At 60.7% G+C, this 13,959-nt stretch carries 15 protein-coding genes; 8 read left to right on the top strand and 7 right to left on the bottom strand.

The window, feature by feature from the left end:
* The first annotated feature begins 8 nt into the window (after positions 1-8).
* A complete protein-coding gene (locus ACSZPK_RS08100; protein WP_437881016.1) occupies positions 9-785 on the top strand; it encodes a hypothetical protein in 777 nt (258 codons plus the stop codon).
* 11 nt (positions 786-796) lie between these two features.
* On the opposite strand, the gene prmB is transcribed toward ACSZPK_RS08100, so the two are convergent.
* Positions 797-1,711 (bottom strand): 50S ribosomal protein L3 N(5)-glutamine methyltransferase, encoded by a 915-nt coding sequence (gene prmB / locus ACSZPK_RS08095; RefSeq protein ID WP_437880917.1) that lies wholly within the window; start codon positions 1,709-1,711, stop codon positions 797-799.
* A gap of 158 nt (positions 1,712-1,869) precedes the next feature.
* Here prmB and ACSZPK_RS08090 point away from each other — a divergent pair, with 158 nt between their 5' ends.
* The 3 genes from ACSZPK_RS08090 (at position 1,870) to ACSZPK_RS08080 (ending at position 3,371) form a co-directional block, all read left to right on the top strand.
* Positions 1,870-2,463 (top strand): cysteine hydrolase family protein, encoded by a 594-nt coding sequence (locus tag ACSZPK_RS08090; RefSeq protein ID WP_437880916.1) that lies wholly within the window; start codon positions 1,870-1,872, stop codon positions 2,461-2,463.
* 14 nt (positions 2,464-2,477) lie between these two features.
* Positions 2,478-3,035 (top strand): Smr/MutS family protein, encoded by a 558-nt coding sequence (locus tag ACSZPK_RS08085; RefSeq protein ID WP_437880915.1) that lies wholly within the window; start codon positions 2,478-2,480, stop codon positions 3,033-3,035.
* 120 nt (positions 3,036-3,155) lie between these two features.
* Positions 3,156-3,371: a bacterioferritin-associated ferredoxin gene (locus ACSZPK_RS08080; RefSeq protein ID WP_437880914.1), complete on the top strand. Its 216-nt coding sequence runs from the start codon at positions 3,156-3,158 to the stop codon at positions 3,369-3,371.
* A 106-nt stretch (positions 3,372-3,477) separates the two neighbouring features.
* Here the strand turns inward: ACSZPK_RS08080 and cysG are convergent, their stop codons facing one another.
* The 6 genes from cysG to ftsK form a co-directional block, all read right to left on the bottom strand.
* Entirely contained in the window at positions 3,478-4,869 is a 1,392-nt protein-coding gene (cysG, locus tag ACSZPK_RS08075; protein ID WP_437880913.1) for a siroheme synthase CysG, read from the bottom strand.
* A 70-nt stretch (positions 4,870-4,939) separates the two neighbouring features.
* Entirely contained in the window at positions 4,940-6,220 is a 1,281-nt protein-coding gene (gene serS, locus ACSZPK_RS08070) for a serine--tRNA ligase (protein WP_437880912.1), read from the bottom strand.
* Positions 6,221-6,247: 27 nt separating this feature from the next.
* Entirely contained in the window at positions 6,248-6,622 is a 375-nt protein-coding gene (gene crcB / locus ACSZPK_RS08065) for a fluoride efflux transporter CrcB (RefSeq protein WP_437880911.1), read from the bottom strand.
* A complete protein-coding gene (locus ACSZPK_RS08060; RefSeq protein ID WP_437880910.1) occupies positions 6,619-7,944 on the bottom strand; it encodes a replication-associated recombination protein A in 1,326 nt (441 codons plus the stop codon). Before ACSZPK_RS08060 ends, crcB begins: the two co-directional genes overlap by 4 nt.
* Before the next feature lie 9 nt (positions 7,945-7,953).
* Complete coding sequence (gene lolA, locus ACSZPK_RS08055) at positions 7,954-8,580, bottom strand: outer membrane lipoprotein chaperone LolA (RefSeq protein ID WP_437880909.1); 627 nt, start codon at positions 8,578-8,580, stop codon at positions 7,954-7,956.
* A gap of 19 nt (positions 8,581-8,599) precedes the next feature.
* The gene (gene ftsK / locus ACSZPK_RS08050; RefSeq protein WP_437881015.1) at positions 8,600-11,026 is read right to left on the bottom strand and encodes a DNA translocase FtsK; all 2,427 of its coding nucleotides are present in this window, start codon (positions 11,024-11,026) and stop codon (positions 8,600-8,602) included.
* A 198-nt stretch (positions 11,027-11,224) separates the two neighbouring features.
* Here ftsK and trxB point away from each other — a divergent pair, with 198 nt between their 5' ends.
* The 4 genes from trxB (at position 11,225) to infA (ending at position 13,952) form a co-directional block, all read left to right on the top strand.
* Positions 11,225-12,172: a thioredoxin-disulfide reductase gene (gene trxB / locus ACSZPK_RS08045; protein ID WP_437880908.1), complete on the top strand. Its 948-nt coding sequence runs from the start codon at positions 11,225-11,227 to the stop codon at positions 12,170-12,172.
* 33 nt (positions 12,173-12,205) lie between these two features.
* Positions 12,206-12,910, top strand: coding sequence for a leucyl/phenylalanyl-tRNA--protein transferase (gene aat / locus ACSZPK_RS08040; RefSeq protein ID WP_437880907.1), 705 nt, complete (start codon positions 12,206-12,208; stop codon positions 12,908-12,910).
* A 17-nt stretch (positions 12,911-12,927) separates the two neighbouring features.
* A complete protein-coding gene (locus ACSZPK_RS08035; protein ID WP_437880906.1) occupies positions 12,928-13,635 on the top strand; it encodes an arginyltransferase in 708 nt (235 codons plus the stop codon).
* Positions 13,636-13,733: 98 nt separating this feature from the next.
* A complete protein-coding gene (gene infA, locus ACSZPK_RS08030; protein WP_002553999.1) occupies positions 13,734-13,952 on the top strand; it encodes a translation initiation factor IF-1 in 219 nt (72 codons plus the stop codon).
* Positions 13,953-13,959 lie beyond the last annotated feature (7 nt).

Here is a 13,959-nt window from a genome sequence, read left to right as displayed (position 1 = left end):
TGGCCGTGATGAGCGACACCCCCTCGCAACCTCAAATAGAAGAAGTACCGTCGACGCCTCATCCCTGGCATGACTTGCCAGCAGAGCAGTTTCGCTTGCTACGCCTCCCCCCGCTTCCGACTGACCGCGAAAGCGGTCCCAGGCCGTTGCGCTTCGTTCAACTTGGCCGCGTCGAACGGCATTCTGCCGAACAGAGCCTGCTGCGCCTCACGCTATCCCTGCCCGGGCAGCGCGTTCGCCCCGAGCAGAACCATATCGAAATCTGGCTCGACCACCGCAAGCGCACAGTGCGTTTCGTCGATGATGCCAACTTCAGCGTCGAGCCAGATAATCGGGGCCTTGGGCGCTTCCTTATGAGCCAGGGCATAAGCTGGGCACAACGACGCGCCCCAGGTTATGCCGTGGAAGGCGGCAGTCTGCCGGGCAAAGGCAGTATCGCGGAAGGCAGCAGAATGCGTCGCGACCGTATTCTGCAAGCACTGGGCTTCACGTTGAGCAGCGAGGGGGAAGCGGACGGTAAAGTAGGCTACGGCGCAGCAGGACTCAATGTACTGAAGGCTGGCTGGAATCATGAGAAGGTTCAGCCGCTGGAGCTACTGGAGGCGGCAGTCATGCTGCAGCAAGCCGACCGCAACCTCGCCGAGCAGGAGGTCAGCTTGCGCAAGCTCGAAGAAAAAGTGGCCATCCTCAAGCGCGAAGACAGCAGCCTACGCTTCACCATTGGCTGCCTGGCCATATTCGCCGTGTTCCAGGCGGCCCTACTGATCTGGATCGCCACCCATTGACCTAGCGCCCCTCAAGGCCGCAGACGAGTCTTGAACAGGGCCTGGTGCTCACGACACTGGCTGGCGGCCAACAGAAACACGCCGTGGCCACCCTGCTCGAAATCCAGCCAGGTGAAATCCACCTCGGGGTACAGCGCCTCGACATGAACCTGGCTGTTACCCACCTCGATGACCAGAACACCGTGCTCACTCAAATGATCCGCAGCCTGGGCCAGCAGGCGACGTACCAGATCCAGTCCGTCATCGCCACAGGCCAACCCCAGCGCAGGCTCGTGCTGGTATTCAGCAGGCATACCAGCAAAATCCTCTGCATCGACATAGGGCGGATTGGAGACGATCAAGTCAAAGCGCTGCCCAGGAAGACCGTCGTAGCCATCACCTTGCACGGTATAGACACGCTCCTCCAGGCCGTGGCGCTCGATGTTCTGGTTAGCGACCTCCAACGCCTCGAAAGAAATATCTGCCAGCACCACTTCCGCCTGTTCGAACGCGTAAGCACAAGCAATGCCGATACAGCCGGAGCCCGTGCATAAATCAAGGATCCTTGCCGGCTGCTTAGGCAGCCAGGGCTGAAACTGCTCAGCAATCAACTCAGCTATAGGCGAGCGAGGCACGAGTACCCGCTCATCAACCAGGAACGGCAGCCCACAGAACATCGCTTCGCCAACGAGATAGGCCGTAGGGATACGCTCCTCGATACGACGGCGCAGTAAATCGCGCAAGTGTTCAATCTCGTCTTCTTCAAGGCGGCAATCCAGATAAGCGTCAGCGACTTCCCAGGGCAGATGCAAAGCACCGAGAACCAGTTGGCGCGCATCATCCCAGGCATTTTCGGTGCCGTGTCCGAAAAACAGGCCCTCACGATGGAATTGGCTGACAGCCCAGCGAATATGGTCGCGCACGGTACGCAGGTGGGATCGGGACACAGGTTCACCTCCAGAAATGGCCGCCGATTCTAGAGGCTGCACGAATGTATTTCACGCCCATCGACAGGCCCTGGCAAAAAATCATCAATGGCGCAAGAGTTCACAGATGAACGCTGGCGGCGGAGAATAGAGCAACAGCCGCATTTGGAGTTTGCGTCATGCCCAAACCAAAAACCCTGTTTCAGTTGACCGGCCGCGGTTATGCGCCGGCCACCCTGGGCAAGGCAACACTGGTCATCATCGATGCCCAGGAAGAATATCGTAGCGGGATAGTGCCTTTGCCGAACATCGATGCCACATGCGAGGAAATCGCCGTTCTTCTCGCGGCAGCCCGTAATCAGGGCAGCGCTGTCCTGCATGTTCATCACCTGGGCATTCCCGGCGGTTTTCTAGACCCTCAAGGCAGTCGCGGCCATTACATTGCAGGCCTGGAACCGATAAACGGCGAAATCGTCGTGGAAAAACGCCTGCCCAATGCGTTCGCAGGCACCGACCTGCACGAACACCTACAACAGATCGGCCACCTCGACCTGATCGTTTGCGGGTTCATGACTCACTCCAGCATCAGTACCACGGTGCGCGCAGCCAAGGATTACGGGTACCGCTGTACGCTGGTCGACACAGCCTGCGCAACACGTGACATCCCCTCGGCAAGCGGTGTGATCACTGCCAGTGAACTGCATCGCATCGAGATGGCGGCACTCGCCGACAATTTCGCCACGCTGGTATCCCATTCTCGCGAGCTTATTTGAACCACCGCCCCCCTATGCAAGACGACGATTCTTCCCTCTTCCAGACCGCCGTTCATGGCGTCAGGCCCATGACCCATGATCGTGCGGACATGGGCAAGCCCAAGTCCGACCGGCAACGCCTCGACGCCGCGCGCAAGGCTGCAACCGCCAGGACCGGCGAAGTCAAGATCGATGGCCTTTCCGATCAATTCGTCATTGATGTCGGCGCGGAAGATGAGCTTCACTGGGCACGCGATGGCGTTCAGGATGGCCAGATGCGCAAGCTGAAAGCGGGCCAGGTCGCTTTCGAAGGCAGCCTGGACCTTCATGGCATGAGCGTCGAGAAGGCTCGCCAGGTGCTCTGGGAGTTCTTTGACGAAGCGGCACGGATGGAAGTCAGATGCGTGCGCATTACCCATGGCAAGGCCGCTCGCATGGATGGGAAACGACCACTGATCAAGAGCCATGTAAACACCTGGCTGCGTCAGCATGCCCAGGTCCTGGGCTTTACCTCATGCCTGCCCCGGCATGGCGGAACAGGCGCAATCTATGTATTGCTCAAGCGCACGATGCTTGATGGAAGGGACGAATAGAACCTGCCGCTTCAAGCCTCAGCATTTTTCTCAGATATTTCGTCGCCCAGCTTTGACACGTATTCTCATTAACATTAGTATCCGTACGCAACAGCAATCAGTTCTCATCGAGCCTGCTTTATGTACGTATGCCTTTGCCAGGGTGTTACCGACGGTCAAATTCGTGATGCGATCTATGAGGGCTGCTGCAGCTATCGCGATGTACGCGAAACGCTCAGTGTAGGAACTCAATGCGGCAAATGCGCCTGCCTGGCCAAACAAGTTGTCCGGGAGACCTTGAACGAAGTCCAGATTGCCCAGGGCGCAGCCTACTCAGCCGAATTCGTCGCCGCCTGACACACCCGCTGAATTTTGAACGCCCGATGATCCATCGGGCGTTTTGCTTTGTGTACTTCGAAATTCTATTCGCGCTTAACTGCCCGCCCCGCCCTTCGATGTCCGCTCAGCTTTCCGCTCCTTCGAACCAGGCCAGCTTGTCTCGCAGGCTGACAACCTCGCCGACGATCACCAGGGTCGGCGCATGCACCTCATGCTCGGCCACCAGTTGCGGCAGGTTGCCAAGCGAGCCGGTGAACACCCGCTGATGCTGCGTTGTGCCCTGCTGCACTAAAGCCGCGGGGGTGTCCGCAGAGCGACCGTGGCGAATCAACTCGGCACAGATGGTCGGCAAGCCGACCAGGCCCATGTAGAACACCAGGGTCTGGCCCGTAGCGCTCAGTTCCTGCCAAGGCAGGTTGAAGCTGCCATCCTTGAGGTGACCGGTGACAAAACGTACCGACTGCGCGTAGTCGCGATGCGTCAGCGGGATACCGGCATAGGCCGCACAGCCTGAAGCAGCCGTGATACCTGGCACCACCTGGAACGGGATACCCTGCTCGGCCAGTTCCTCGATCTCTTCGCCACCGCGACCGAAGATGAACGGATCGCCGCCCTTCAGACGCAGCACACGCTTGCCCTGCTTGGCCAAGTTGACCAGCAACTGGTTGATCTGCTCCTGGGGCAATGCGTGGTCCGCACGACGCTTGCCCACGTAGATGCGCTCAGCGTCCCGACGGCACAGTTCGATGATCGCTGGCGCCACCAGGCGGTCGTACAGCACCACGTCGGCCTGCTGCATCAGGCGCAGTGCGCGGAAAGTCAGCAGGTCCGGATCGCCCGGTCCCGCACCGACCAGATACACCTCGCCCAAGGCCTGGACCTGCGCACCGCCGACCTTGGCCTGAAGCAGCCGCTGCGCCTCGCCCTGGCGACCAGCGAAGACGTGCTCGGCAACCTCACCCTGGAATACGTCTTCCCAGAATACGCGGCGTTGCTGCACATCAGGGAACAACGCCTTGACCCTGCTGCGAAAGCGCTTGGCCAGCTCAGCCAGTTGCCCATAGGTCGAAGGAATCCAGGTCTCGATCTTGGCGCGGATAAGACGTGCCAGTACCGGTGCATCACCGCCGCTGCTGACCGCGACGATCAGCGGCGAACGGTCGACGATGGCCGGGAAGATCACACTGCACAGCGCCGGCGCATCCACCACATTCACGGGCATTCCGCGCAGTTGGGCATCCTGGGAAACCTCGGCATTCAGCGCCTGGTCATCAGTCGCCGCGATAACCAGTGCGGCCCCCAGCAGGTCATCGGCCTGGTACTGGCGGGTGAGCGCCTGCGCGCCCGTACGGCTATCGACCAGCGCCTGCAGTTCTTCGTGGATGCTGGGCGCCACCACCCGCAACAGCGCACCTGAGTCGGCGATCAAGCGGGCCTTGCGCAAAGCGATCTCCCCCCCACCCACGATCAGCACCGTGCGGCCTTGGAGTTTATGGAACAGCGGTAGGAAATCCATGGATCGACTCGGCCAGTAAAAAGAAAACGGGGCGACTTTCGTCGCCCCGTATTATGCGCTCGGTTACTTGTCAGCCAATGACTTCGATGCCGGCCATGTAAGGTTTCAGCACCTCGGGCACACGGATGCTGCCATCGGCCTGCTGATAGTTCTCAAGCACAGCGACCAGTGTCCGGCCAACGGCCAGGCCTGAACCGTTCAGGGTGTGGACCAGCTCCGGCTTGCCGGTTTCCGGGCTGCGGTAACGCGCCTGCATGCGGCGCGCCTGGAAGTCGCCACAGTTGGAGCAGGAGGAAATCTCGCGGTATTTGTCCTGGCTCGGCACCCAGACCTCCAGGTCATAGGTTTTGGTCGCGCTGAAGCCCATGTCGCCAGTGCACAACGCCAATACGCGATAAGGCAGCTCCAGCAGTTGCAGGACACGCTCGGCGTTGGCGGTCAGGCTTTCCAGGGCCTCGAAAGACTTGGACGGCTCGACGATCTGCACCATCTCGACCTTGTCGAACTGGTGCTGGCGGATCATGCCGCGGGTATCACGGCCGGATGCACCCGCCTCACTGCGGAAACACGGTGTGTGGGCGACGAATTTCAGCGGCAGTTGCTTGGCCTCGACGATGCTGTCGGAAACGATGTTGGTCAGCGACACTTCCGCCGTCGGGATCAGGTACAGGTCCGCCTCGCCATCGCGGCCGATCTTGAACAGGTCTTCCTCGAACTTCGGCAGTTGGCCAGTGCCCTGCAGCGCAGGCGCCTGGACCAGGTAAGGCGTGTAGGCTTCCTCGTAGCCATGCTCGGCGGTGTGCAGGTTGATCATGAACTGCGCCAGGGCACGGTGCAGGCGGGCGATGGGGCCGCGCAGCAGGGCGAAACGAGCGCCGGATAGCCTGGCAGCGGTTTCGAAATCCAGCCAGCCGTGCTGTTCGCCCAGGCTGACGTGATCCTGGATAGCGAAATCGAAGGTGCGCGGCGTGCCCCAGCGGCGAACTTCGACGTTGCCATCCTCGTCCTCGCCGACCGGCACCGACTCGTGGGGCAGGTTCGGGATGCTCAGCAGCAGGTTGTCCAGCTCGGTCTGGATATTGTCGAGCTCGCGCTTGCCTTCATCCAGCTCGCCGCCCATACGATCGACCTCGGCCAGCAGCGGCGCGATGTCCTCGCCACGTTGCTTGGCCTGCCCGATCGATTTGGAACGCGTGTTGCGCTCGGCTTGCAGTTGCTCGGTACGGGTCTGTACGGATTTGCGCCGCGCCTCGAGCTCTTCGATACGGGTCACGTCGAGCTGGTAGCCACGGGCGGCCAGGCGGTTCGCGATGTCATGCAGTTGAGTACGAACCAGTTTGGAATCGAGCATGGGATGTTCTCTTGTCTAAAGCGTCATTCAGAGTCTGGTCAGCGTCAGCCCGGCCCAGGTCGCAAGCAACCCACCGAGTACGCTCAGCAACGCATAGCCGATGGCCAGCGGAGCCTGCCCTCCCTCCAACAAGCGCAGCGTGTCGAGGGAAAACGAAGAAAAGGTGGTCAAGCCACCGAGGAATCCAACCACCAGGCCAGCGCGCAAGGCCAGCGGAATTTCAGGGCGCAGCAAAAACAGGCCGTAGAGATAACCGATCAGCAGGCAGCCGACAATGTTTACCGCCAGGGTCGCCGTATAAAAATGCTGGGGCCAGTGGGCATTGACCCAATTTCCCGTGGCGAAACGCAGCAAGGTGCCGGCCACTCCACCCACGGCAACTGCGGCGACCACACCGATCATGGCTCTCTCCTCCTGCGCGGGCTGTTCGCATCCAACTTGGCCAAGTGCGCAAGCTTATCGCGGATTTTCAGCTCCAAGCCACGGGGAACCGGCTGATAATACTGACGCGGCTCGAGCGCCTCGGGGAAGTAGTCCTCACCGGCGGCGTAGGCATCCGGCTCGTCGTGGGCATAGCGGTATTCGTCGCCGTAGCCCAGCTCCTTCATCAGGCGTGTCGGCGCATTGCGCAGGTGCAACGGCACCTCCAGCGAACCATTCTCGGCCGCATCGCGCATCGCCGCCTTGAAGCCCATGTACACCGCATTGCTCTTCGGCGCACAAGCCAGGTAGACGATGGCCTGGGCGATGGCCAGTTCGCCCTCCGGGCTGCCCAGACGCTCCTGTACGTTCCAGGCATCCAGGCACAGGGTCAACGCGCGCGGATCGGCGTTACCGATATCCTCGCTGGCCATGCGCACCACACGCCTGGCTAGATACAGCGCATCGCAGCCACCATCGAGCATGCGCGCGAACCAGTAGAGCGCGGCGTCGGGGTTGGAGCCGCGAATCGACTTGTGCAGCGCGGATATCTGGTCGTAGAACGCCTCGCCGCCCTTGTCGAAACGACGGCGACTGTCGCCGAGCAGGTTCTGCAGCAATTCAGGCGCTATCTCATCGCCGTCGTCCACTAGGTCGGCAGCGTTTTCCAGCAGATTGAGCAGGCGCCGACCATCGCCGTCCGCAGCAGCCATCAAGGTCGTGAAGCTTTCCTCGGGCAAGGTCAGGCGTCGCTTGCCTAGCCCCTTGTCCTCGCTCAATGCACGCGCCACCAGCTTGCGCATGGCCGCCTCGTCGAGGCTCTTGAGCACATAGACCCGCGCGCGGGACAGCAACGCGTTATTCAGCTCGAACGAGGGATTCTCGGTGGTCGCACCGATGAAGATCAGGGTGCCGTCCTCCACATAGGGCAGGAAGGCGTCCTGTTGCGACTTGTTGAAACGATGCACTTCATCGACGAACAGGATGGTCCGCCGGCCATACTGAGCAGCCTGCTGCTTGGCCATCTCCACGGCCTGGCGGATTTCCTTGACCCCGGAAAGCACTGCCGAGATGGTCTCGAAGTGCGCATCGGTGACCTGTGCCAGCAATCTGGCCAGGGTTGTCTTGCCTACGCCCGGCGGCCCCCAGAACACCATGGAATGCAGCGCACCCTGCTCCAGCGCATCACGCAGCGGCTTGCCCCGACCAAGTACGTGCTCCTGCCCGACGTACTCGTCCAGGCTGGTCGCTCGCAGGCGCGCCGCCAACGGCTGGGATACAGGGGCAGAGCTGAACAGATCCACGGACGAAACTTACTCCTGGATCACATCGGCGCCTTCCGGCACCTTGAAATCGAACTGCCCGGCGTCGATGGACTCGTTCATCTTCACGCTCAGGAACAGAATGTTGGTGCGCTGGCCAACGCTGTCGATCAATTGCATGTCGTTGATCACGCCACGGCGGAACGACAGGCGCAAGTTGTCGAACAATGTGTCCTTGGCCTTGGGCTTGAGGGTGAAGTCCACGACTTCGCCAGCTTCCTTGAAGGAAATCTCGAAGTTCTCACGAATCTTCGAAACATCACCGGACAGCAGCAATGCCGGCGTGTGGGTCAGGCGTTGATCCAGGCTCTGAATGGTCACCTGCATCAGGTCCGGATCATACAGCCAGACTTTCTGGCCATTGGAAACCAGCAGTTGCTCCTGCGGCGCGTCGGTGTGCCAGCGGAACAGCCCAGGGCGCTTCAATGCCAACTCGCCAGCGGTTTCCTGCAATTGTGTGCCAGAGCCATCCAATGTCAGTTGGGAAAAGCGTGCGGTCATGGTCTGAGCCTGGCTGAGTAGGGTCGTCAGTCGCGTTGCCGCAGCATCGTCGTCGGCATGTGCGGAAAGGGCAAAACAGGCCGTTGCGGCCAGCAACAACATGCGTAACAGGCGCATGGAAATCCTCTTGGCTGACTTAGTCTCGAATCGGCCCAGGCGCGATCACCTCACGCGAGCCATTGGTATTCATTGCGGTCACTACGCCGGCCATTTCCATCGCCTCGATCATCCGGGCGGCGCGGTTATAGCCGATCTTCAACTTGCGCTGGACGGCTGAAATCGAAGCGCGACGGCTTTCCGTCACGAAGCGCACGGCTTCGTCGTACAACGGATCTTCCTCGCTGCCCTCACCACCTTCGCCACCGCTGCCGCCTTCGAAGCTGCCACCGCCTTCATCGGCTCCGGCCAGGATGTCTTCGATATAGTCCGGCGCACCGCGCTGCTTCCAGGCCTCGACCACGCGATGGACCTCATCGTCGGAGACGAAGGCGCCATGGACACGGATCGGCAAACCGGTGCCGGGCGGCAGGTAGAGCATGTCGCCATGCCCCAGCAATTGTTCGGCACCACCCTGGTCGAGAATGGTCCGCGAGTCGATCTTGCTGGACACCTGGAAGGCCATACGCGTAGGGATGTTGGCCTTGATCAGGCCGGTGATCACATCCACCGATGGCCGCTGGGTCGCCAGGATCAAGTGAATGCCCGCCGCGCGTGCTTTCTGGGCGATACGGGCGATGAGCTCTTCGACCTTCTTGCCAACGATCATCATCATGTCGGCGAATTCGTCGACCACCACCACGATGGTCGGCAGCGTCTTCAGCAGTGGCGCCTCGTCTTCCATGCTTTCCCGACGATAAAGCGGATCGCTCAGCGGCGTACCGGCCTCCTCGGCATCCTTCACCTTGCGGTTGAAGCCTGCAAGATTGCGCACGCCCATGGCAGCCATCAGCTTGTAGCGACGCTCCATCTCGGCGACGCTCCAACGCAAAGCGTTGGCGGCCTCCTTCATATCGGTCACCACCGGACACAGCAGGTGCGGGATGCCTTCGTAGATGGACAGCTCGAGCATTTTCGGGTCGATCATGATCATTCGCGCATCTTCCGGCGGCGACTTGAACAGGATCGACAGGATCATCGCGTTGACACCAACCGACTTACCCGAGCCGGTGGTACCGGCAACCAACAGGTGCGGCATCTTCGCCAGGTCGGTGATTACTGGTTTGCCACCGATGTCATGGCCCAGGGCCAGGGTAACCGGCGACTTGGCGTTGTCATATTCCTCCGAAGACAGCACCTCGGAAAAACGCACGATCTGCCGGTCTTCGTTGGGGATCTCGATGCCCACGGTCGTCTTGCCCGGAATAACCTCGACCACCCGCACACTGATCACTGCCAGGGAGCGCGCCAGATCCTTCGCCAGGTTGGAAATCCGACTGACCTTCACCCCTGCCGCCGGCTGGATTTCGAAACGGGTAATGACCGGTCCTGGATGGACCGACTCGACCAACACCTCGACACCGAACTCCTTGAGCTTGATTTCAAGCAGACGCGACATGCCTTCGAGGGATTCGGGCGAATACTGCTTCTGCTTCTTCTCCGCCACGTCCAGGATAGAAATGGGCGGCAGAGTGCCCGCCACGGCGCTGTCCTCGAACAGCGGCACTTGCTTCTCCTTGAGCACGCGCTTGCTTGGCTCGGGAGCCTTGGGTGCAGGCGGAGGCGCAATCACAGGTGCGGCGCGGGTTTCCCGCTCACTCATGTGCTTGCTCAGCGATTCCTCGCGGGCGATCAGGCGCTCCTTGACCTTGGCCTGCTCGCGACGGTCATGAACCACCGGCGCGGCAACCTCGCTGACCCGATCATCCACCTCGCGCAATTGCGCGACCAGTTGCTTGCGCTCGGTACGGGCACTCCACCAGCGGTTGACCAGACTGTTGATCAGCTCGACCAGGTCCAGGGTGATCTTGCCGGTCAGGTCCATGACCTTGAACCACGACAGATCAGCGAAGACGGTCAACCCGAACAGGAACAGGGAGATAAACAGCAAGGTGCTGCCCTGCACGTTCAGCGCCTTTACCGTCAAGGCACTGAGACTTTCCCCCAGCGCCCCACCCGCCGACGCAGGCAAGCCCGTGCTGTCGACGAAATGGATATCGGCCAGCGCAGAGCCGGAAAGCACGAGGAACACAAGACCAATGAGGCGCCAGGAGAACAGCCAGCCGCTCCACTGCCAGGGCTGGTGGCGATTACGGAACACCTGCCAGGTCTTGACCGCGAGCAACAACGGAAAGACATAGGCGAAATAGCCCAGCGCCATGAATAGAATGTCGGCGCACCAGGCACCGGCGCGGCCCGCGGCGTTATGCACCTGTTCGGCGTTGCTGGTATGGCTCCAGCCGGGATCGCTCTGGTTGTAGGTCAACAGTGCCATCCACATATAGAGGCACAGCGCGCCCAAGGCGATGAGCGCACCTTCCTTGAGGCGATACTGGAGTTGCTGGCGCCAGATCGGCGGCTGAGCGGCTGGGGAAGAATTCTTCAAAACGTTTTCGATCCTACGCAGCGTATCGACGGCTGCTCGACTGAACACTCAAAAAACCGGGCCATTGTACGGATTTACAGTAGTCATGACACGTATTCAGGCTGGCCCGGGCTTTTGCGACGCTGTCGCCCTTCGGTGTAGCATACTCGGCAATTCCTCACGCGCGGCTCAATTGGAGCACGCATTCTCTTTTGTGACAAAGACTTATGGGGTCTTTTTATGAGCGACGTCAAGCATTCCAGACTGATCATCCTCGGCTCCGGTCCAGCGGGTTACACCGCGGCCGTCTATGCTGCCCGCGCCAACCTCAAGCCCCTCGTCATCACCGGCATGCAGCCTGGCGGCCAATTGACCATCACCACTGAAGTCGACAACTGGCCCGGCGACGTCGAAGGGCTGACCGGCCCCGCACTGATGGAACGCATGCAGAAACACGCCGAGCGCTTCGATACCGAGATCGTCTACGACCACATCCACACCGCCGAGTTGCAGAGCAAACCGTTCACCCTCAAGGGCGATAGCGCGACCTACACTTGCGACGCACTGATCATCGCAACAGGCGCCAGCGCCCAATACCTGGGCCTGCCTTCCGAAGAAGCCTTCTCCGGCAAGGGTGTTTCCGCCTGCGCCACCTGCGACGGCTTCTTCTACCGCAACCAGGTGGTGTGCGTGGTCGGCGGCGGCAACACCGCAGTGGAAGAAGCCCTGTACCTGTCGAACATTGCCAAGGAAGTCCACCTGGTGCATCGCCGCGACAGGCTGCGCGCCGAGAAGATCCTGCAGGACAAGCTGTTCGACAAGGTCGCCAACGGCAACATGCGCCTGCACTGGAACCATTCCCTGGATGAAGTGCTGGGCGACGCGACTGGCGTTACCGGTGTACGCCTGAAAAGCACCGAAGACGGCAGCACCAAGGAACTGCACCTTGCCGGCGTGTTCATCGCCATCGGCCACAAGCCCAATACCGACCTTTTCCAGGGCCAACTGGAAATGCGCGACGGCTACCTGCTGGTCCGTGGCGGCGGCGAAGGCAATGCTACCGCGACCAGTATCGATGGCATCTTCGCGGCCGGCGACGTGGCCGACCACGTTTATCGCCAAGCGATTACCTCGGCAGGCGCAGGCTGCATGGCCGCACTGGACGCCGAGAAGTACCTCGATATCTGAGCAGGCAGGGCGGTACTGCCGCCCTCCCCTTTCATGCTGACCTGGCTGAGCCGCGACAATCTCGACTTCCCGCCACTGGAAAAGGCTTTGCGCGAGCCCAACGGACTACTCGCGGCCGGCGGCGACCTCTCGCCCGAACGCTTGACCACGGCCTACCAGCACGGCTGCTTCCCCTGGTATCAGGAGGGTCAACCACTGCTCTGGTGGTCGCCCGACCCTCGCACCGTTCTCTTTCCAGAAGAACTCCATGTGTCACGAAGCCTGGCCAAGCTCATGCGCCAGCAGCACCTGCGGGTGACCCTCGACCAGGATTTTGCTGCGGTCATCAAAGCTTGCTCCGAGCCACGCGAATATGCGAATGGCACCTGGATAACCGACGCCATGCAGGCCGCCTATCGGAATCTTCATGAGCGCGGGCTCGCCCACTCCGTCGAAGTCTGGCAAGGCGAAGAGCTGGTTGGCGGCCTCTACGGGATCGCCATGGGACGGCTGTTCTTTGGCGAGTCAATGTTCAGCCGCGCCGACAATGCCTCGAAGGTCGGCTTCGCCACATTGGTCAGCAAGCTTCGCGACTGGGGCTTCGTACTGATCGACTGCCAGATGCCGACCCGCCACCTGCACAGCTTTGGAGCAAGGCCCATCAGTCGAGACGATTTCGCCCACTACCTGGCGGAACATGTGAATGCCGAAGCGCACTGGCTTGGTAGCGAAGAAAACCCTGGCATACACTTGTCGTAGGTTTTCGAGGGCTGACCATGACCGAACTGGCTCGCCTCAAGTTCTATGCCACACAACCGCATCCGTGCAGCTACTTGCCCGAGGAACAAGCTACCACGCTGTTTCTCGACCCCAGCCAGCCCATGGATGTGAAAGTGTATGCGGAGCTCTCCGATGTAGGCTTTCGCCGTAGCGGCGATCACCTCTACCGCCCTCACTGCCAGCGCTGCACGGCTTGCATTCCTGCACGCATACCCGCCGACCGTTTCATCCCGACGCGCCAACAGCGACGCATCATCAAGCGCAACGAGGAAATCCAAGTACGCGCGGTGCGCCCCAGCTTCAATGAAGAATATTACGGGCTCTATGCGCGCTACATAGAGCAACGCCACGCGGACGGCGACATGTATCCGCCCTCGCGGGAGCAGTTCACCACCTTCCTGGTACGCGACCTGCCGTTCTCGCGCTTTTACGAGTTCCGCGAACAGGGTCGCCTGCTGGCCATCGCCGTGACTGACGTTCTGCCCAACGGGCTTTCGGCGGTCTATACCTTCTACGACCCTGACGAAGAGCGCCGCAGCCTGGGGCGCTATGCCATTCTCTGGCAGGTAGGTGAAACCGCACGCCTGGGCCTGGGCGCCGTCTACCTGGGCTACTGGATCCGTAATTGCCGCAAGATGAATTACAAGACCCAGTACCGCCCCATAGAGCTGTTCGTCAATCAACGCTGGGTTGTCCTTAGCTAAGACCCTTGGCGCACGGTGGACTTTTCGGGCACAATGCACGCCGCTTTTGCCTGGGCACTCGCACCGGGCCATCAACTGGACACCGAGGGCTTTACTGCATGTCGAAAGAAGACAGCTTCGAAATGGAAGGCACTGTCGTCGACACCCTGCCAAACACCATGTTCCGCGTGGAGTTGGAAAACGGGCACGTCGTTACCGCGCACATCTCCGGAAAGATGCGCAAGAACTACATTCGAATCCTGACCGGCGACAAGGTACGCGTCGAATTGACGCCTTACGACCTGAGCAAAGGCCGCATTACCTACCGCGCCCGCTGAGTCGACG

The sequence above is a fragment of the Pseudomonas sp. LRF_L74 genome (genome assembly GCF_965644255.1).
Lineage (GTDB): Bacteria > Pseudomonadota > Gammaproteobacteria > Pseudomonadales > Pseudomonadaceae > Aquipseudomonas.
This window is presented reverse-complemented; position numbering and strand designations above follow the sequence as displayed.